20 protein-coding genes are annotated in these 18,856 nt (G+C 39.4%); 18 read left to right on the top strand and 2 right to left on the bottom strand.

What is annotated here, in order from left to right; all coding sequences use genetic code 11:
- Positions 1–105: 105 nt before the first annotated feature.
- Positions 106–2,292, top strand: a complete 2,187-nt coding sequence (locus NST02_RS21885; protein ID WP_340949791.1) for an RNA degradosome polyphosphate kinase — start codon at positions 106–108, stop codon at positions 2,290–2,292.
- Between the two features lie 422 nt (positions 2,293–2,714).
- Here the strand turns inward: NST02_RS21885 and NST02_RS21880 are convergent, their stop codons facing one another.
- Positions 2,715–2,864 (bottom strand): hypothetical protein, encoded by a 150-nt coding sequence (locus NST02_RS21880; RefSeq protein WP_170943546.1) that lies wholly within the window; start codon positions 2,862–2,864, stop codon positions 2,715–2,717.
- A 343-nt stretch (positions 2,865–3,207) separates the two neighbouring features.
- On the opposite strand from NST02_RS21880, the gene NST02_RS21875 reads away from it, so the two are divergent.
- The 4 genes from NST02_RS21875 (at position 3,208) to NST02_RS21860 (ending at position 6,272) form a co-directional block, all read left to right on the top strand.
- Positions 3,208–4,053 carry a PHP domain-containing protein gene (locus tag NST02_RS21875; RefSeq protein ID WP_095308852.1) on the top strand — a complete coding sequence of 282 codons (846 nt, stop codon included), beginning with the start codon at positions 3,208–3,210 and terminating at the stop codon, positions 4,051–4,053.
- 1 nt (position 4,054) lies between these two features.
- Positions 4,055–4,687, top strand: a complete 633-nt coding sequence (locus NST02_RS21870) for an acetyltransferase (protein ID WP_137742996.1) — start codon at positions 4,055–4,057, stop codon at positions 4,685–4,687.
- 134 nt (positions 4,688–4,821) lie between these two features.
- Positions 4,822–5,442, top strand: coding sequence for a class I SAM-dependent methyltransferase (locus tag NST02_RS21865; protein ID WP_095308849.1), 621 nt, complete (start codon positions 4,822–4,824; stop codon positions 5,440–5,442).
- 128 nt (positions 5,443–5,570) lie between these two features.
- Entirely contained in the window at positions 5,571–6,272 is a 702-nt protein-coding gene (locus NST02_RS21860) for a GntR family transcriptional regulator (protein WP_095308847.1), read from the top strand.
- 227 nt (positions 6,273–6,499) lie between these two features.
- Here the strand turns inward: NST02_RS21860 and NST02_RS21855 are convergent, their stop codons facing one another.
- Positions 6,500–6,667: an FCD domain-containing protein gene (locus NST02_RS21855; protein ID WP_235879407.1), complete on the bottom strand. Its 168-nt coding sequence runs from the start codon at positions 6,665–6,667 to the stop codon at positions 6,500–6,502.
- Between the two features lie 260 nt (positions 6,668–6,927).
- On the opposite strand from NST02_RS21855, the gene NST02_RS21850 reads away from it, so the two are divergent.
- From NST02_RS21850 to NST02_RS21790, 13 genes are all read left to right on the top strand, one after another.
- Positions 6,928–7,158 (top strand): hypothetical protein, encoded by a 231-nt coding sequence (locus tag NST02_RS21850; RefSeq protein ID WP_340949788.1) that lies wholly within the window; start codon positions 6,928–6,930, stop codon positions 7,156–7,158.
- A 239-nt stretch (positions 7,159–7,397) separates the two neighbouring features.
- Positions 7,398–7,823 carry a phosphonate C-P lyase system protein PhnG gene (gene phnG, locus NST02_RS21845; protein ID WP_095308845.1) on the top strand — a complete coding sequence of 142 codons (426 nt, stop codon included), beginning with the start codon at positions 7,398–7,400 and terminating at the stop codon, positions 7,821–7,823.
- A gap of 13 nt (positions 7,824–7,836) precedes the next feature.
- Entirely contained in the window at positions 7,837–8,430 is a 594-nt protein-coding gene (gene phnH / locus NST02_RS21840; protein ID WP_095308843.1) for a phosphonate C-P lyase system protein PhnH, read from the top strand.
- On the top strand, positions 8,430–9,548 hold the full coding sequence (locus NST02_RS21835) for a carbon-phosphorus lyase complex subunit PhnI (protein ID WP_095308841.1): 1,119 nt from the start codon (positions 8,430–8,432) through the stop codon (positions 9,546–9,548). Before phnH ends, NST02_RS21835 begins: the two co-directional genes overlap by 1 nt.
- Positions 9,545–10,390 (top strand): alpha-D-ribose 1-methylphosphonate 5-phosphate C-P-lyase PhnJ, encoded by an 846-nt coding sequence (locus tag NST02_RS21830; protein ID WP_095308839.1) that lies wholly within the window; start codon positions 9,545–9,547, stop codon positions 10,388–10,390. The genes NST02_RS21835 and NST02_RS21830 overlap by 4 nt, the downstream gene beginning before the upstream one ends.
- Positions 10,391–11,236, top strand: a complete 846-nt coding sequence (locus NST02_RS21825) for an ATP-binding cassette domain-containing protein (protein WP_095308837.1) — start codon at positions 10,391–10,393, stop codon at positions 11,234–11,236.
- 35 nt (positions 11,237–11,271) lie between these two features.
- Positions 11,272–12,450 carry a phosphonate metabolism protein PhnM gene (gene phnM / locus NST02_RS21820; RefSeq protein ID WP_095308835.1) on the top strand — a complete coding sequence of 393 codons (1,179 nt, stop codon included), beginning with the start codon at positions 11,272–11,274 and terminating at the stop codon, positions 12,448–12,450.
- Between the two features lie 19 nt (positions 12,451–12,469).
- Complete coding sequence (locus tag NST02_RS21815; protein ID WP_137742993.1) at positions 12,470–13,186, top strand: phosphonate C-P lyase system protein PhnL; 717 nt, start codon at positions 12,470–12,472, stop codon at positions 13,184–13,186.
- An 87-nt stretch (positions 13,187–13,273) separates the two neighbouring features.
- On the top strand, positions 13,274–14,308 hold the full coding sequence (phnD, locus tag NST02_RS21810; protein ID WP_137742992.1) for a phosphate/phosphite/phosphonate ABC transporter substrate-binding protein: 1,035 nt from the start codon (positions 13,274–13,276) through the stop codon (positions 14,306–14,308).
- Between the two features lie 25 nt (positions 14,309–14,333).
- Positions 14,334–15,122, top strand: coding sequence for a phosphonate ABC transporter ATP-binding protein (phnC, locus tag NST02_RS21805; RefSeq protein WP_095308829.1), 789 nt, complete (start codon positions 14,334–14,336; stop codon positions 15,120–15,122).
- Positions 15,112–15,897 carry a PhnE/PtxC family ABC transporter permease gene (locus NST02_RS21800; protein WP_095308827.1) on the top strand — a complete coding sequence of 262 codons (786 nt, stop codon included), beginning with the start codon at positions 15,112–15,114 and terminating at the stop codon, positions 15,895–15,897. The genes phnC and NST02_RS21800 overlap by 11 nt, the downstream gene beginning before the upstream one ends.
- Positions 15,897–16,757: a PhnE/PtxC family ABC transporter permease gene (locus tag NST02_RS21795; protein WP_137742991.1), complete on the top strand. Its 861-nt coding sequence runs from the start codon at positions 15,897–15,899 to the stop codon at positions 16,755–16,757. Before NST02_RS21800 ends, NST02_RS21795 begins: the two co-directional genes overlap by 1 nt.
- A gap of 328 nt (positions 16,758–17,085) precedes the next feature.
- The gene (locus NST02_RS21790) at positions 17,086–18,555 is read left to right on the top strand and encodes a protein adenylyltransferase SelO (RefSeq protein WP_095308823.1); all 1,470 of its coding nucleotides are present in this window, start codon (positions 17,086–17,088) and stop codon (positions 18,553–18,555) included.
- Positions 18,556–18,856 lie beyond the last annotated feature (301 nt).

Genomic DNA, 18,856 nt, shown 5'->3' with positions numbered 1-18,856 from the left:
AATCACCATGCCTAAAAATAAACAAAAAAATACATATAATTTACAAAATTTTTACATTAATAGTGTACTGTAATGATGTTAGAAAGAAAAAAGGAGTTGGGATTAGTGCAAACAGCTGATGAAAGCTCTGTAGCAGTAAATTTAAATAATCCTGATCATTACAATAATAGAGAATTAAGCTGGTTGGATTTTAATTATAGAGTATTAGAAGAGGCATTGGATAAACGGAATGCTTTGCTAGAACGTTTTAAGTTTTTATCCATTTTTAGTTCCAATTTGGATGAATTCTTTATGGTACGTGTGGCTGGTCTTCTTGATCAAGTGAAAGCAGGCTATAATAGGCCTGAAAATAAGGCTGGATTGACTCCGAAGGAACAATTATCTGCGATCTCTAAATTGACTCATACGCTCGTAAAGAAACAAGACCATGCCTATCTGAATCGGTTAACGCCATTATTGGCAAAAGAACGTGTCAAATTTGTATCAATAGATGATGTTTCACCACAATGGTTAACTTTTCTGGAGCATTTTTTTGATGAACAGATTTTTCCAGTATTAACCCCTATGGCAGTGGATGCCTATCGACCTTTTCCAATGCTCTTAAATAAATCGCTTAATCTTGCTGTTGTGATTGAAGAAAAGCTAGTTGAAAAAAAGAAGCATTTTCCTTTTGATGGAAATCTTGTTATAGTACAAGTTCCTGCTGTTATCAATCGTTATGTCGAATTGCCATTAGAGAACGACGAAAGGGTGTTTGTTCTTTTAGAAGAGATTATCGCTAAGTTCATTAACAAGCTTTTATTAGGATATAATGTTAAATCTGCCACTCCATTTCGGATAACCCGTAATGCAGATTTAAATATTCATGAGGACGAAGCTGAGGATCTCCTGCATGAGATTGAAGAGGAATTAAAGAAACGGAAGTGGGGAGCGGCAGTTCGGTTAGAAGTGCAACAGCAGCGCAGTGATAGGCAGGTAATTGATTATTTAATCGAGGAGTTAGAAATTCATAAAAATGATGTTTATTCCTTACAAGCACCACTTGATTTGACCTTTCTTTTTTCGTTTATAAAAACCATTGAAGCTACACACGAACATTTAGTTGGAACCTCTTTTATCCCTCAACCTTCTGCTGATTTAGAAGGGGAAGGAGATATTTTTCAAATTATTCAGCAGCGTGATGTTTTGCTCCACCATCCGTATGATTCTTTTGAACCGGTTATCGACTTTATTTCACAAGCTGCTGATGATAAAGATGTTCTTGCCATTAAACAGACGCTTTATCGGGTCAGCGGCGATTCTCCAATTATCAACAGCCTTAAGCGTGCTGCGGAGAATGGCAAGCAAGTAACGGTTTTAGTCGAACTGAAGGCGCGATTTGATGAAGAAAATAATGTTCAATGGGCTAAAGAATTGGAGATGGCAGGGTGCCATGTTATTTATGGAATGACCCATTTGAAAACACATAGCAAAATTACCCTCGTTGTGAGACGTGAAAATGGAGGTATCCAGAGATACGTCCACTTAGGTACGGGGAATTATAATGATGCAACAGCAAAAGTTTATACAGATATGGGATTGTTTACTGTCAATCATAAAATTGGGATAGATGCGACAAATTTTTTTAATTTTCTAAGTGGCTATATGGTCAAACCGAAGTTTTATTATCTGGCTATTGCCCCTTTTGGGATTCGAGATGCTTTTATAGAGCTTATTAATGAGGAAATTGCTTATCATAAACGATTTGGAAATGGGAAAATGATTTTGAAAATGAATTCTTTGTCAGATAAAACGCTCATCATGAAATTATATGAAGCCTCCATTGCTGGGGTGAAAATCGATTTAATTATAAGGGGAATTTGTTGCTTGCGCCCTGGGGTAAAAGGGGTTAGTGAAAATATTACGGTACGCAGTATTGTTGGCACATTTTTAGAGCATACGAGAATTTATGGTTTCCATCATAACGGTGTGAATAAAGTGTTCTTATCTTCTGCGGATTTAATGACCCGTAATATGGAAAATCGAATTGAGATTCTCTTTCCTATTCTTGAGAGCGACCTGAAGCTGCGAATTCATGATATTTTAAATTTAATGCTTAGAGACAATTGCAAAGCACGTGAACAAGATTCAACGGGAAAGTATCATTATGTGAAAAGAGCAGATGGTGAAGAAGAGATTGATAGTCAACAAATCTTATGTGAAAAAGCTCATGAGAATAAAAAACAGATTGAAAGTAAAGAATCAAGCTGGACATTTAAGAGTTTTTGGTCAACGTTGTTTCCAAAAGAATAAAAATATTAAAGAGGCATCCATTCTTTTTATTATATTTTTTCAAACTTTTCGATGTAATGTGTAGGAATTATTGCAAACGACAATGAAAAGAATTGGGGAATTATGCAAAAAAAGAAGGCGATGTAAGTGAAATCAGTCAAGCTTCTGGCATTATTTTTGTTCATTATTTAACGTTTCATTCGTCTGAACTCGCTAAAATTATCCAAACAGAAGGTGGTATAAAATTGATCTGTGCTATCAGTGGAAAATCAACGAACCTTTTATAGCAAAAATGAGCCAAATATGATTGGTGAATGCTCCCCGGAAAAGCAAGTGTCTGGAGCGGAAATCAACGAATTTTAACTACAAACGACATCGAGGGTCTCGATGTCGTTTGTTGACAGGCCGAGACGCTTCCATATGGGAAGGTCTCACTTTATATTTTACTCATTTGTTTCTTCGGTTTCAGTTTCTCCAGGTGTTTCAGTTTCATTCTCCTCTGTATCAACCTCATTTTGGTCTGCACAACCTGTTAGAACTCCAGTGAAAAGTAACGCTGCAAACAATGTTAATGATAAATTCTTGAACTTCAAAAGAATCACCTCATTACGTAGATTTTTTTGATACTACCTTAGTTTAAATCCAGATTATTAATGGAATATAAAAAGCCATGCTACTTTCTGTTAATTATTTCCGGTAAAAACGGCCTAAATTAGCAACAAATAAGGTAAGACTTAGCACCCATAATTAGCCTATATTCTAGCTTTACAAACTAAAAATGAAAGGATCTATTGAAATCTTTTTTTACAATCCCTTAAAAAGAACTTAACTTCTGCTTAACCATTTGTACTTGGTACCAAGTTATTCTTGAATTAAGAAGATGTCGGGACATGGATGCGGTTTAAATAGATTAAAAATATAGAGGAGGTAGCCTTCATGAAGGTAGAATTTCATTGTCATACCAATATTTCGGATTGTCCACTATCCATTGAGGAAGTTTTAGAGTTGGCTTTACTCCAAAATGTAAGTCATTTGGCGATAACAAACCACGATACAACAAAAGGTTTGGAAGAAGCGGGAAAAGTGGGAAAGAAGTATGGAATTGAAATTATTCCGGGTATTGAAGTGTCAGGCTATGACTTTCAAAGGGAGAGAAGAGTTCATATATTGGGCTATTTTATTGAACCCGGACATGCAGCGATTGAGGCGGTTTGCGGTCCACTGGTAGAACAAAGACATGAGATTTCAAAGGAAATGGTTCAAAGGCTAATAGATAGCGGGTATGATATTACTTGGGAAAGATGTTTAGAGATTGCCCGTGGAGGAACGGGTGTATACAAACAGCACATTATGCAGGTTTTAATAGAGAAAAAATATACGAACTCTATTTATGGTTCACTTTATAAAAAAATATTTAATAGAAAACCTCCAGGTATTGCATTTATTCCGATGCAATATATTGATGCTAAAGAGGCTGTTAAAATGATTCGACAAGCAGGTGGTGTTCCAGTGTTAGCCCACCCAGGCCAATATGGAAATTTTGAAATTGTTCCAGAATTGGTGGAAGCCGGACTAGAAGGGATAGAGGTCTGGCATCCACTTCATAATAAAGAGCATGAGGCGCAAGGAAAACAGTTGGCAGGGGAATATGATCTTGTTATGACAGGAGGCTCGGATTTTCATGGGGCGTATGGGGAAAAGCCTGTTCTGATTGGAAGTAAAAGTCCGGGCATTGAAACATTGCATGCTCTACAATTACGGAAAGAAAGGTTGAAAGTTTAATATGCCTTTCATCTATCAGCCTAACGAAGAAAGGAAATTGTCGACAACACCTAGTATCGATCCCTCGAGCCAAATTATCGATAGCTTTGCTGGGGCTTGGACGTCAATAGGCGCAAATAATAAGATTGTGGAATCTTCTTTTGGTGATTACACTTATACGATGGACGGCGTCACTGTTAATTATTCAGAAATAGGGAAATTTTGTTCTATTGCCTCTCATGTATGCATTAATCCTGTCCAACATCCGATGGAACGGGTATCGCAGCATCACATGACTTATCGAAAAATTGCCTATTGCCTTGATGATAAGGACGATGAGGATTTTTTTGATTGGCGCCGTACCAAAAAAGTGAAAATAGGACACGATGTTTGGATTGGACATGGGGCGATCATTATGAAGGATGTGGAGATCGGAACAGGTGCCGTTATTGGCTCTGGGGCGGTAGTAACAAAAGATGTAGCCCCGTATATGATCGTTGTCGGTATACCAGCGAGACCGTTAAAGCGAAGATTTCCGCAAGAATTATCTGAAAAACTATTAAAAATTGCTTGGTGGAACTGGTCGAGAGAAAAGCTTGAAACCCACTTTGAGGATTTCAATGATATGGAGACATTTATTAAAAAGCATGGGTGAAGTATAATAAATGGTGTGCCCTAATTAGTTAGGGCTTTTCCTATTTAATACGGATGCCATCCACAACAACTTAGTGCACATTTATTTTTTTGAAAATTTTTAAAATGATACGGACGAATGGAAGGTGGGAGCAAATGAAAAAAGATCGGTTAATTAAAAAATTTGATAAACAAGCAAAAATGTATGAGAACAATCAACATCATCACAGAATTGCAGGATGGAGAAAAGACTTGATTAAAAATGCATACGGAAAAGTGTTGGAAGTGGGAGTTGGAGCTGGGGCAAATTTTCCTTATTATAATCGGGCTAATGTTGAAATAACAGGTGTTGATTTTAGTTCAGAGATGATAAAAAGTGCAAAAAGAGCTGCAGACAGGTTTCAAGTGAAAGCAGAGTTTATGACAAAGGATTTAGAAGAGTTATCGTTTGCAGATAATTCTTTTGATTGCATCGTATCGACTCTTTCTCTTTGTACCTATACTGACCCAATTGCCGTTTTACGAAAATTCAACCGCTGGTGCCGTGAGGGAGGACGTGTATTGCTGATGGAGCATGGCCTGAGCTCTAATCCGTTGCTTTCCCTTGCTCAAAAAATAATAGATCCAGTCTATAAACAAATCTCTGGATGTCATTGTAATCGGAATTTTCCCGAACTTATGAAAAAATCACATCTTCAAGTTGAACATATGGAACGGTACTGGTCAGATATCTTTGTTTTAATACAGGCAAAGCCTTTAAAAGAGCAGATAAACTAACGACGGGCTTTGTTTTGTACAAGAGCTTCTTATCGAGAGTTACCTTATAAAATTAACATGGGCGTAACACGAAGTTTAAAATGAATCGTTATACTCGTTTTAGATCGTTCAAAGGGGGATATGCCAAATTGTCTGAAAAAGCAATATTGGTTGATACATTAATTTCGGAAATACAAAAAGGAAATTATAAACCGAATGATAAGCTGCCATCTGAAAATGAATTGGCAGATTATTATCAAGTACCGAGAATCGTTGTTCGTAAAGCTTATGAGCGCCTGCAAGAACTTGGTTATATTTTTTCGAAACAAGGAAAAGGGAGCTATGTTCAAAATCAAAAGCTGCAAATTCCTCTCATTTTAACAGGAGATGTAAGCTTTAGTGAAAAAATGCAAGAACTGAATTATCGCTTTGAGACAAGGAATATTGCTTGTGAAGAGATTGCCTACGACACTTCCATATTTCATGCTTTAAATGCTGGAAAAAATGCTGTTGTATATAAAATCAGTCGCTTGCGCATTGTAGAAGATTGCCCGATAGCGGTGCATACTTCCTATTTATCTCAAACTGTTTTTGCCAATATTAAAAGGGAAGGGAGTGAAATTTCTTCCATTTTTCAATTTTTCCGAAAACAGGGCTATAGCGACTTTGAAGCGCTGAAAACAAAGCTGACTGTCATTTTTCCGAATAAAAAGGAAAGAGAACTGCTAAAATGCCCTAGTCTTGTACCGCTGTTAAGCTTAGAATCAGGCTGCATAGATCGTAGAACAGGGCAGGTGTTGGAGTATTCGAAAAATATTTACAGAAGTGACTGCTTCACTTATATTATTTAAGTTCCTTGCAAAAAAAAGAGCAGTCAAGGTGATTGCTCCGTATTTTCAGGACGTATATGGTTTAAGTCAAAAAGACTCGGAATTTTTAATATACTCGCCAAAGTGCTCCTGAAAATCTAGCGAGTTTATATCTGCTTATAGGTGATGACGCACGATCTCAGCAATTTTCTCTGCTTCGCCTTGGACAAGAAGACCAATCATCAATTCATGCTCTTTATGGATTTCTGCTAGTTTGTCTTTCGATGCATATTAAGTCGTCTGAATCTTATATAGTGAACTTGAAACAGCTGTATTAAATTCCATAGAAATCCTCTCCCGGCAAGATCATATAAAGTTTTATGAAAAGCATCATCGAGCTGGAGAAATGTCTCTAAACCATCCTTTTTGTTTGGCAAGAATTGTTTTTAATTCATTCAACCCCTTTAATGGAAGATGGTCCTTTTTTCCCCCGTAATTTCTTGTTCCAATCTACTTCTTAAGAAAATAAGCTGCTCGACAGATTCAAGATCAACGTAAGCAACGATGCTGCCTTTTTTCGGATGAATATTAATGTTATTTTCTACCGCGAATCAGAGTATGTGAAATCTGATAGCGTTCGGATAAGTCGTTTCGCAAATATGGTTCTAAGCCTTAACTGCAAAGAAAGAATGAGATTATGCCACTTAATGCGGAAATGCGCGCAATGCGAATGCAGCTCCACGCAACCGAGTCAATCTTTCGCAATAATGCGGAAATCGGCGCAATCAATGTGGAAACGTGGGCAATCCAAGTGGAAATCGGCGCAATCAATGTGGAAACGTGGGCAATCCAAGTGGAAATCGGCGCAATTAATGCAAAAACAAGCGCAATCAACACAGAAACCCGCGCAATTCCAGCGCAAACGTGAATCCTCCCCCGTGAAAATGCACGTAGTCAATACATAGACCAGTGCAATCCCAACCAAAACTCCCGCAATCTCCGACAACTGACTTTCCAAAAATCTCTGAGCTAGCATTAGCTGGTAAAAGAGTTGTATGTAACGCTTTTTACAAAACCAATACAAACTTTATGATTCTTTTACGTTCACTTACTTGGCAACAAGGTAGATTTAAGATGTGAAATCAATACATAGACGGAGGCCCTGAGATGAAAAGAAGACGAAGAACGGAAATCTTAATCAATGGCTCTCGAACGCTAGTAGAACAACTGGCTCAAACCATTGCTGACAACTATCGGGTAAAGGTGATTCAAGAGCCAGAGCATGGTTTAGTGATGATGAAAGTGAGAGAGACCTCAAAGAAATCACTATTTTATCTAGGAGAGGCTTTTGTGACGGAGTGCAAGGTTCAGGTAGAAGGGGTGGTTGGAATGGGCATTGTTATTGGCGACCAACAGGACCTTGCTTATAAATTAGCTATTATCGATGCTGCCATTGAAGCACAATTAGCAGAAACTGACGAATGGAGCAAGCTTTTAGAAAGTGAGGAAGAAAAGATTTTAAAGGCGAGAAAGTTAGAAGACCAGTCAATATTGAAAACAAAGGTTCAATTTGAAACGATGGATGTTTCATAAGGAGGAATAGAAGGTGAAGCTAGATATGGTTCACGATATTCAAACAGTGTATCGGAAGCTTGTTGATGCGATGGCAAGACCTGGGCAATTGGCTGATTTATCGAAGGAAGCGGCCTTAATTGAGGAGAACGAGGCAAGGCCATTTCTTCTCTTGGCGTTCACGTTATTTGATCAAGAAGTAACATTTAAAGTTTTCTCAAAAAGAGAAGCAGCGATTTCAAAATTGATCCATCAGTATACAAATGCGCGACCAGCTGCTATAGAGGAAGCAGACTACATCTTTGTTTTGGCGGATGCAGAGAAAACTGCCTTAAAGGGCGCCATTGAAAGAGCTAAACATGGCACATTAAAAAATCCGCATGATTCTGCAACGATTTTTGCGGAAGTTGATGAAATTACCAATACCTCAACATTGAAGTTAACGGGGCCAGGCATTCAAAGCGAAGAGCAAGTCCATGTGGAGACGGAAAGCGAGTGGCTGGCAGAGCGTCAAGTGAAAAACAAGGAGTATCCACTTGGAGTGGATTTAATGTTTATCGATCGTCGCCAACAGCTTCTTGCGTTGCCGCGAACAACACAAATTACGATAAATAGGGTGATTGTTTAATGGGATATGTAGCAGTTAAGGGTGGCACACTTGCGATTGAGGAATCGATAAAGCGCCTCAAATATGAACGGATCCAACGAGGGCAAACGATTGAAGTGGGAAGAATACAAGCAGGAATGCGTGGACTTATCGATCAGGTTATGTCTGAAAGCAGCCTTTACGACGAAGCGCTTGCAGCTCTAGCCATTAAGCAGGCTGAAGGAAATCCAGAGGAAGCGGTCTTTTTATTAAGGGCATTTCGCTCAACCGTTCCAAGAAAGCATTATTCAAAGGTAATAGAGTCCCAGGATATGAAAGTGGAGCGCCGCATTTCCGCCAGTTTTAAAGATATTCCCGGTGGACAAATTCTCGGAGCAACAACTGATTATACACACAGGCTTCTTGATTTTCAATTAATGACTGAAACGGATAATAGTGTTCAAGAATGGTTGCATCATTATCTATCCGAAAAATCTGATCAGGAGCTATCAGGAGAACTGAAACTGCCAAAAGTGCTTGATTACTTACGAAAAGAAGGTCTCATTTCTCCATGTGAAAACAACGATCGAGAGCCGGATGATGTGACGCGAGAAAGCCTTGAATTCCCTTCGACTCGAAGCCAACGGTTACAGGTGTTAACGAGAGGACAAACGGGGGCTGTGACGTCGTTTGCTTATGCGGTTATTCGTGGCTATGGTGATTTGCATCCAACAGTAGGGGAACTGCGAGTGGGGAAGCTGCCTGTAACAGTTGCTCCTCCAGCCTCGGAGGAGAATGATGTGGAAAATGACTATTATATTGGGGGCGTTAAGGCCACGGAAGTAGAAATGCTTATGCCCTTCACTGTTGAAAAAGAGTATGGGAAAAAAGAGATGGAGTTCGAAATCGGCTATGGTCTGTGCTTAGGACAAAATGAAACAAAAGCAATTGCAATGGGGATTCTGGATCATTGTCTTGAGCACCCAAATTTAGAATTTCCAAGTCATAATGAAGAATTTGTGCTCTATCATATTGATTCTGTTGAATCAACAGGCTTTATTTCACATTTGAAGATGCCCCATTATGTAACCTTCCAATCAAAATTGGACAGTGTGAGAAAAACGAGAAAAGCAGCAAGAGAAGAGGTGAAGAACGGGTGAATACAACCTATAATTTCGCTTTTTTTGATGAGGGCTCAAAACGAGAGATTCGTAGAGCGACTCTTAAGGCGATCGCCATTCCTGGCTATCAAGTTCCGTTTGCCTCAAGAGAGATGCCAATTGGCAGAGGCTGGGGAACCGGTGGTCTGCAATTAACACTTTCATTAATAGGAATGAAAGATGTTCTAAAGGTAATCGATCAAGGTTCAGACGAATCGGTTAATGCCGTCAATATAAAGAAGCTTGTTTCCAATACGACAGGAGTGGAGGTAACCGAGCACACTTCTAAGGCGACCTTGATTCAATCAAGGCACCGCATTCCTGAGGTGCCTTTAACAAAGGAGCAAATCCTGGTTTTGCAGGTTCCGTTGCCGGAGCCGCTACGCTATTATGAGCCAAGTGAAACGGAAACAAAAAAGCTCCATGCGGAAAAAGAATATAGTGGAGCATGGCTGATGCTGTTTGAACAGATTATGAAATATGGGGGTATGGCAACAGGTGCCGATCATCCAGTTCTTGTTCATGATCGCTATGTGATGGCGCCTAGTCCAATTCCCCGTTTTGATAATCCAAAAATGAATGCAAATGAGGCTTTGATCTTGTTAGGAGCAGGACGTGAAAAGAAGGTATACGCTGTTCCTCCATATACAAAGGTGGTTTCACTAGATTTTGAGGACTACCTATTTCAAGCGGAAATTTTTGCTGATAAACATTGCCGCATATGCGGGCAGACTGACGTCTTTTTGGATGAGCTTGTGGATGAATTAACGGATGAAACCGTTTATCAATGTAATGACACGAGCAATTGTCTCGAAAAATTAAATTCCGTTGGAGTGAAATAAATGACAGATTTTGAGGTGCCGGTTTTATCGGTGAAAAATTTGAATAAGCAATATGGGCCAGGCTGTTTAAAGTGTCGAGGTGGGGAATCTTCCAGTCTTGTAAAAAACTATTGTCAAGTTTGCGGAACGGTATACGCCTGTCGCAATGTTTCCTTTGATGTTTTTCCAGGAGAGGTTTTAGGAATTGTCGGTGAAAGCGGCAGTGGGAAATCAACATTAATGCAATGTCTTTACTTTGATCAGGAAGTGACGAGTGGTGAGGCATACGTTAGTGACTATGAAAATGGGGAGAAGAATTTATTTCAAGAATCTTCCCAGCAGCAACGCTATATTCGCAATCATATTATGGGGAAGGTCTATCAAAATCCATTATTAGGTTTACGGATGAATTTTTCCTCGATTGGCAATATAGCAGAAAAGCTGATAGCTGCCGGCAATAACCATGTTGGGATGATGGAAAGCAGAGGAACTGAACTGTTGAATAAAGTCCACATCCCCGTGCACCGCAGAAAAGAAGCGCCGAAAAATTTCTCTGGTGGTATGCAGCAACGTGTTCAAATTGCGAAAGCCCTTTCCAATCATCCGCCATTACTTTTGTTAGATGAAGTTACAACAGGACTTGACCTTTCTGTTCAAGCGAGTGTTCTCGATTTAATTAAAAGTTTGCAACGAGAGCTTGGCATTAGTATTGTTCTCGTCTCCCATGATTTAGGCGTTATCCGCATGCTTGCCGATCGGACACTTGTGATGCTAGAAGGAAAAGTGATCGAGCAAGGACTCACGGATCAGATTTTAGAGGATCCACAGCAGCCATATACACAGCAGCTTGTTCATTCCTTGCTTTAGAGGTAGAAAAATTTGGATGTTAAGGAGGAAGGATTTTGTACGTCATCACAAACGGTCGATTGATCACCGAAGAAACGGTGTTACATGGCTATGATTTATTAATAGAGGAAGATCGGATCGCTAAGATTGCTCCAAGAGGAGAAATTAAGTTTCTGGAAGGGCTTGAAATTATTGATGCAGGTGGCGGTTATGTGTCACCAGGTTTTATTGACATCCATTCAGATTATATTGAACATATGGCGGCTCCACGGCCGACTTCGCTAATGAACTTTGACTTAAGTTTGCGAGAATCGGAAAAGGAGCTAATCACCCATGGAATCACAACGATGTTTCATTCCCTTTCTCTTTATAAAGGTTCGGATTATGATTATAAGCCAATTCGTGAGCCTCACAACGTTCGTAAATTTATCGATTTAATTGAGAGGAGTCACCATACAAAGCATCTTGTACGTCATCGTTTTCATGCCCGATTTGAGATTGATAATGTTGAGGAAATTGCCAATCTAAAACACTATATTACCGAGAATAAAGTTCACTTAGTATCGTTTATGGATCATACTCCAGGTCAGGGCCAATATCGTCATTTAGAGGTTTACCGCAAAACAGTGCGAGGCTATAACAGCCTTAGTGATACATCGATTGATGTGCTAATTCGTAATCATCAGACGAAGGAAAAGCTGTCGATTGAAGACATTAAGGAAATTGCCGAGCTCGCCCACAAGCATCAGATTGCCGTTGCTTCCCATGACGACGATACGATTGAAAAAGTAGAGCTCGTTCATAGCTTTGGCACTAGCATTAGCGAGTTTCCGATTACACTCGAGGTGGCGAAAAGGGCTAAGGAACTCGGCATGTTTACCATTGCTGGAGCTCCCAATGTGCTGTTAGGAGGCTCTCACAGTGGGAACTTAGGGGCAGCTGAAGCAATTCACGAGCAAGCAATTGATATTTTATGCAGTGACTATTATCCAGCAGCGATGCTCCATTCTATCTTTACTTTAGTAGATAAAAATGGGCTCGATTTAGCAGACATGATGAAGCTAGTTACAATTAATCCTGCCAAGGCAGTCAAAATGGATCATGACATCGGCTCCCTTTGTGAAGGGAAAAAGGCTGATCTATTAATTATTGAAAAAATATCGGATGATTTTCCTGTTATTACAAGCGTCTTTGTTGACGGTAAACTAATTCAAAAAACAAATTACCGGATTTAAGAAGGAAGGATGAAAGCGGGTGGGATCTATATTAAAAATTCAAGGATTATCGAAGTCTTTTAAACTTCACAATCTGGGCAAGCATATTCGTGCTGTAAGTCAGGTGGCGATAGAGCTAAGAGAAGGTGAATTTGTCGGAATTACTGGAAAAAGCGGCAGTGGGAAATCGACCATTTTAAAATGTATTTATGGTACTTACCGCATTGAGGAAGGAAGTATCTGGTATCATTCTGAAAAGTTTGGAGCTATCAATTTAGCGAAAGCGACAGAGCGGCAAATGCTCTATTTGCGAAAACACGAGATAGGTTACGTTTCGCAATTTTTAAATGTGATGCCAAGAACAACTGCGAGGCAGCTTGTAACACAGGCAATTTTGGAAATGAATGAAGAGCAACGGTTTGCAGACAGTGAAACAGAAAAGATCCTCTCTCATTTTGAATTGGCGCAGGAGTTATGGGATAGCTACCCTACTACTTTTTCTGGTGGCGAAAAATTAAGATTGAATATTGCTAGAGCAATGGTGAAAAAGCCACGCCTTCTTCTTTTAGATGAGCCGACAGCGAGTCTAGATCATGATTCAAAGCTTAAGGTAAAGCAGCTTATTGAACAATTAATAAAAGAAGGTACGACGATGCTCGGCATTTTCCACGATCTGGAATTTATGAACGATCTATGTGATCGGGAATACAACATGGAAAACGGAATTTTCTTACATGCTAGCTTTACTGATTCTTAACAATTCATAATATTGCGTTAATGGTAGATTGACATTTACTAGATATAGTATATAAGGGAAATAAATTAAAAGGTGAGGAGATTTAAAATGAAGAAATCGTTTTTGTTATTACTATCTTTCGTCATTCTATTCATTGCTGGTTGTTCCTCTTCAACAAATTCTGGAGGATCAGATAAAGACGAGCTTACGATTGCATGGTTGCCAAATGAATCTGGTGCGGATTTGACAGAGGCTCGTGATGAAATTGGTAAGGTCATTGAAGAGAAAACAGGAAAAACGGTCAAACATCAAACGACAACAGATTATATCGTTGCAATTGAAGCGATTGCGAATGGAAATGCAGATATGGCTTTCTTAGGAGCTCAAGGTTATATAGAAGCAAATAACAAAAATGATAAAGTTCAGCCATTGGTGGTTCCAACAGGTGCCTCCGGTACTTTAGATGATGCAGTTTACTATAGCTGGTTAGCGGTTGAAGTCGATAATGCAGATCAATATAAAGATGGTGCAGATTTTGCGATTGACAGTATTCAAGGGAAGAAATTCTCGTTCGTATCGAATAGCTCCACATCAGGTTTTAAAGTTCCTTCAACTGGAATTGTTGATTATTTCAGTGAAAAAGCGGAATTTAGTGATTTAACTGCTGATGACCTATTAGAAGGCGGCTCAGACAAATTCTTTAGTGAAGTTTTGTACGGAGGCTCTCACCAAGGTTCTGCGGTTAACCTTTTATCAGGAAAAGCGGATGTTGCGGCTTTCTGTGATACTTGTGTGAACAACTATGTAGAGCTTGTTGAGGGAGAAGAGAATCGTCCAGGTGCGATTTACCGAGTAAAAGACGATGCAGCTGAGCCATTTAACACAGTGGCAGGAAAAGAATTTATTTTAATCTCTGTTACACCGGTTTTAAATGCCCCATTTGCCATTAACACGGAAAACATTAGTGATGATCTTCGAAAGCAGCTTCTTGAGATCATGACTTCAGATGATATTGCCAATAATGAAAAAGTGTTTGTACCAGAGGATTCTGAGTTCTCAGGATTATTTAGTAAGACAGCTGACGAACGTTTAGTGGAAGTAGAGGATGCTTGGTTTAACCCGATTCGTGAGCTTTCAAAATAATCATATGAATAAGGAGAGTTAATCTATGACAGCCTTATTAGAAGTCAATCATGTATCCAAGCAATTTGGAAATGATTCCAAGGCGTTATCAGATGTTAACTTTACCGTCAATGAAGGAGAGTTTGTATCGATCATCGGTCCATCTGGAGCGGGGAAGTCAACTCTCCTTCGCTGTATCAATCGAATGATTGATGCAACAGGCGGAGAAATAACCTTTGATAACATGAATGTGATGAACTTGAAGAAGAAAGAATTGAAAATGGTTCGGACAAGAATCGGCATGATTTTTCAACACTATAATTTAGTCAATCGTTTAAGTGTGATTGAGAATACACTACACGGAATTTTAGGAAAAAAATCAACGATTGCTGGTGTTCTTGGTCTTTATAATCAAGCAGAGAGGGAGCAGGCAGTTCGAATTTTATCCATGCTTGGTTTGGGAGAGCATATTTATAAGCGGGCAGATCAGTTAAGCGGTGGTCAAAAGCAGCGTGTTGGCATTGCTCGCGCACTAATTCAAAATCCTCGGATGCTTTTGTGCGATGAACCTATTGCTTCTTTAGATCCGAACTCAGCCAAAACGATTATGGATCATCTTCGTACGATTTCGTCGCAAATGGGGATTACAGTGATTGTTAATTTACACCAAGTAGATGTTGCTTTAAAGTATTCCGATAAGATTATCGGAATAAATCAAGGTCAGGTCGTCTTCAATGGGAGCTCGAAGGATATTACAAAAGAAGATATTCAGCGTATATACGGTTCGGAAGCTGAGGATCTGATTTTTGATATAGGAGGCATCCATGCAAGCTGATTTTTTTGCAAAAAAAAGAAGGAATTCGCTCGGATTTTTGCTGATTCTAGGGGCAATTACGTTCGGTGCCATTGTGATTACGGAATATAATTTGGTCAAAGGCTTTGAATCTCTACCACGGGCTGTTACTTGGGCTTTAGGCAACTTTTATCCAACGCAGGAATCGTTATCAAGGCTGCCGGGAATTTTGAATAGCTTGCTGGAAACTTTGTTAGTGTCGATCGCTGCCACTACGGTTGGAGCCAGTTTTGCTTTATTTTTTGCGGTTATGGGCTCGAATACGACTCGCGTGAACGCTTTTTTTGGAAGTATAAGTCGAGGAATTGCCACCGTTTTTCGTAATATAGATGTCGCTGCTTGGGCGATGATCTTACTCTTTTCTTTTGGACAAAGTTCATTGACGGGTTATTTTGCATTATTCTTTGGTTCTTTCGGCTTTTTGACCAGAGCTTTTGTGGAAACGATAGATGAAGCGAGCGGCGGATCGGTCGAAGCATTGAGGGCGACTGGGGCTAGCTATTTCTCCATCATCTTTCAGTCGGTTATTCCATCAAGTGTTCCGCAGATGATTAGCTGGGTCCTCTTTATGATTGAAACCAATATTCGAAGTGCCACATTAATCGGTCTCCTGACTGGTTCCGGGATCGGTTTTACTTTCAATTTATATTACAAAAGCTTAAATTACGATATTGCTTCACTTGTTGTCATCACCATTATCGTCGCCATTCTCTTCATTGAATCAATATCTAATTATGTAAGGAGGGTGATTTTATAATGGAGGCAAATGAGCAAGTCGTCACCGGAGAGCAATTGCTTAATTCAAAATCAACAAAACGAATTAAAATTAAAACTTTGACGAAATCAACGATCGTCATTCGCATTACCATGTTTTTCTTAGTATTATTAACGATAATTGCCTTTTTTAACTTTGATTACAAGGAGCTTGATATTGGAGAGGCGATGCTGGCCACATTTGCGAACATGAAAGCGATGTTTTTGGAACCGCATTTTAAGCATTTCACCTTTACTCATGCCCTCCATCAGGTGTTTGTGACATTAGGGCTCGCCTTTTTAACGACATTATTCGGTGCCATAATTGCGGTTTTCCTTGGTTTATTGGCAGCCGAAAATTTAACATCCAAACGAGTATCAGCTGTTATTAAAGGAGCTGTTGCCTTTATTAGAGCAGTTCCGACTGTTCTTTGGGTTTTAATTTTTGCTGTTGCGGCTGGTCTTGGCAGTGTGGCAGCTGTCATTGGAATGACGTTTCACTCTGTCAGTTATTTAGTGAAGGCCTATTCAGAGTCATTTGAGGAATTGGATAAGGGAGTGATTGAAGCTTTGCAGGCAAGTGGAGCAAACTTTTGGCAAATCATATTTCAAGCAGTGATTCCGTCTTCCCTTACTTATATGATTTCATGGACATTCCTACGCTTTGAAATTAACTTTGCTGTTGCCATTGCAATGGGAGCGGCAGCTGGAGCAGGAGGAATCGGTTTTGACATGTTCATGGCGAGCAATTTCTATTTAGATATTAGAGAAATCGGAACGATTACCTTCTTTATTCTAGCTGTGGCCATCCTTTTAGAAGTATTTGCAACGAAGTTTAAAAAGAAGTTGAAAGTGAATGGATAACTGAAAATTTTAAGAACACTCGTATCCTTTTTGGGCCGAGTGTTTTTGGTGCGTTTTTAAGTACTTGATTAATTCCGTTTAAAGATAATAAGACGCAATGTTCGAGGAAAGTAGGAAATGCTGCATTACTCTATAAGCAAGGAAGTGATTCCGTATGGATGAAGTGTTTAGTGGGCAGAATGAAATCTCCTGAATAAGATATTGGGAGATTTTTTTAGATATTGAAAAAAAGATAATGAGCATACTATAAAGAAAAGCAAACAAATAGACATAACCCCTTATTCTTCGGTAATCTTGAAACAAAAGACATAGATGTAAAGGAGAAATCATGAGCAAAGAAGCGATGAAAGCAGGATGGAAATTTGATAATAGCTATGCTCGCCTACCTGAATCGATGTTTGCACAGGTAAATCCTGTTCCGGTCAGCTCTCCAAAGATAGTGGTATTTAATGAGTTATTGGCCCAAAAGTTAGGACTTGATCCAACTCTGTTAAACAGTGATGAGGGTGCAATTTTTTTATCCGGTAATGAGATTCCAGAGGGTGCAGAGCCGTTAGCCCAAGCTTATGCCGGACACCAATTTGGTCATTTTACTCGGCTTGGGGATGGAAGAGCAGTGTTGTTAGGCGAACAACTTATCCCTAGTGGAGAACGTGTTGATATTCAGTTGAAAGGCTCTGGTCGAACTCCCTATTCACGTGGAGGCGATGGAAGAGCGGCACTCGGACCGATGTTGCGAGAATACATCATTAGTGAAGCGATGCATGGATTGGGAATTCCAACAACCCGCAGTCTTGCTGTTGTTGCTACAGGAGAAAGCGTTATTCGAGAAACGAGATTGTCAGGTGCTATTTTAACTCGAATTGCTTCAAGCCATATTCGTGTTGGAACCTTTCAATTTGCCGCTGCTTGGGCCAGTTCAGACGAGCTACGCATGTTGGCAGATTATACAATTCAACGCCATTTTCCGCATATTGCTCTGGAGAATGAGCCTTATCTTTCTCTCCTTCAGGAAACGATTAAACGTCAAGCGAAATTAATTGCGAAGTGGCAGCTAGTCGGTTTTATTCACGGAGTTATGAATACGGATAATATGACGATAAGTGGGGAAACGATTGACTATGGCCCGTGTGCTTTTATGGATACGTATGATCCAGCAACGGTGTTTAGCTCGATTGATCGGGAAGGGCGCTACGCTTATGGAAATCAGCCTTACATAGGAGGCTGGAATCTTGCGAGATTTGCTGAAGCTTTATTGCCGCTCCTTCATGAAAATCAGGATGAAGCGGTCGCCATTGCTCAACATGAAATTTCCGCTTATTCGAGCTTGTTCCATAATTATTGGTTAGAGGGAATGCGAGCCAAATTAGGTTTGTTTAACGCAGAAGAAGCTGATGAAGAGCTGATTGATGATTTACTTACAATGATGCAGGAACAGCGAGCTGATTTTACCAATACATTTCGCTTCCTAACTCTTGAAAAACCTGAAGAATCAAAGTTATTTCGAAAGGAATCGTTTACAAAATGGCATCAACGGTGGCAAGAAAGGCTTGAGCATCAAAAAGAATCAAAAGCATCTGCCATTCAATTAATGAAAAGGAGCAACCCTGCAGTTATTCCGCGAAATCATCGAGTGGAAGAAGCGTTGAATGCCGCAGAAAAAGAAGCTGATTTTACAGTAATGAATAAGCTCTTAAAGGTATTGGAAAAACCGTATGAATATACGTTCGAGCATGAGGAGTATTGTTTAGAGCCAGAACCGTCTAATATACCTTACCAAACATTTTGTGGCACATAATAACGTTAACTACTAGAAAGGTGTCTTGCCAATGTGTACCGCACTCCAAAGGTTAGAATGAAAACTAACTTTTGGGGTGCATTTTCATGGGAAAAAGTCAGTTAATAGAAACTGCTAAAAAATGAGGGTGATGTAAAATTTGAGCAATTATTTACAGCAAAACTGTGTCCAATTGAATAATTATTAAAAAATAACGAATGGATGTTAAATTTTTTTTACGAAGAGAACATTCAATAAGAAAGCCGATTCACTTACTATCTGATGGAAAAGATGTTATTTTTAAAGAGGTAGTTCAATAAAA

The organism is Robertmurraya sp. FSL W8-0741 (assembly GCF_038004005.1).
In the GTDB taxonomy this organism is placed as follows: Bacteria; Bacillota; Bacilli; order Bacillales; family Cytobacillaceae; genus Robertmurraya; species Robertmurraya siralis.
The sequence above is the reverse complement of the archived record's forward strand: the minus strand, read 5'-3'. Positions and strand labels throughout refer to the sequence as shown.

What these genes read in the sequence shown, in the direction of transcription:
- NST02_RS21850 (WP_340949788.1), top strand. Translation starts at nt 6,928, where the DNA reads ATGCCACTTAATGCGGAAATGCGCGCAATGCGAATGCAGCTCCACGCA.
- phnC (WP_095308829.1), top strand. Translation starts at nt 14,334, where the DNA reads ATGACAGCCTTATTAGAAGTCAATCATGTATCCAAGCAATTTGGAAAT.
- NST02_RS21865 (WP_095308849.1), top strand. Translation starts at nt 4,822, where the DNA reads ATGAAAAAAGATCGGTTAATTAAAAAATTTGATAAACAAGCAAAAATG.
- phnG (WP_095308845.1), top strand. Translation starts at nt 7,398, where the DNA reads ATGAAAAGAAGACGAAGAACGGAAATCTTAATCAATGGCTCTCGAACG.
- NST02_RS21800 (WP_095308827.1), top strand. Translation starts at nt 15,112, where the DNA reads ATGCAAGCTGATTTTTTTGCAAAAAAAAGAAGGAATTCGCTCGGATTT.
- NST02_RS21835 (WP_095308841.1), top strand. Translation starts at nt 8,430, where the DNA reads ATGGGATATGTAGCAGTTAAGGGTGGCACACTTGCGATTGAGGAATCG.
- NST02_RS21795 (WP_137742991.1), top strand. Translation starts at nt 15,897, where the DNA reads ATGGAGGCAAATGAGCAAGTCGTCACCGGAGAGCAATTGCTTAATTCA.
- NST02_RS21870 (WP_137742996.1), top strand. Translation starts at nt 4,055, where the DNA reads ATGCCTTTCATCTATCAGCCTAACGAAGAAAGGAAATTGTCGACAACA.
- phnD (WP_137742992.1), top strand. Translation starts at nt 13,274, where the DNA reads ATGAAGAAATCGTTTTTGTTATTACTATCTTTCGTCATTCTATTCATT.
- NST02_RS21825 (WP_095308837.1), top strand. Translation starts at nt 10,391, where the DNA reads ATGACAGATTTTGAGGTGCCGGTTTTATCGGTGAAAAATTTGAATAAG.
- NST02_RS21875 (WP_095308852.1), top strand. Translation starts at nt 3,208, where the DNA reads ATGAAGGTAGAATTTCATTGTCATACCAATATTTCGGATTGTCCACTA.
- NST02_RS21790 (WP_095308823.1), top strand. Translation starts at nt 17,086, where the DNA reads ATGAGCAAAGAAGCGATGAAAGCAGGATGGAAATTTGATAATAGCTAT.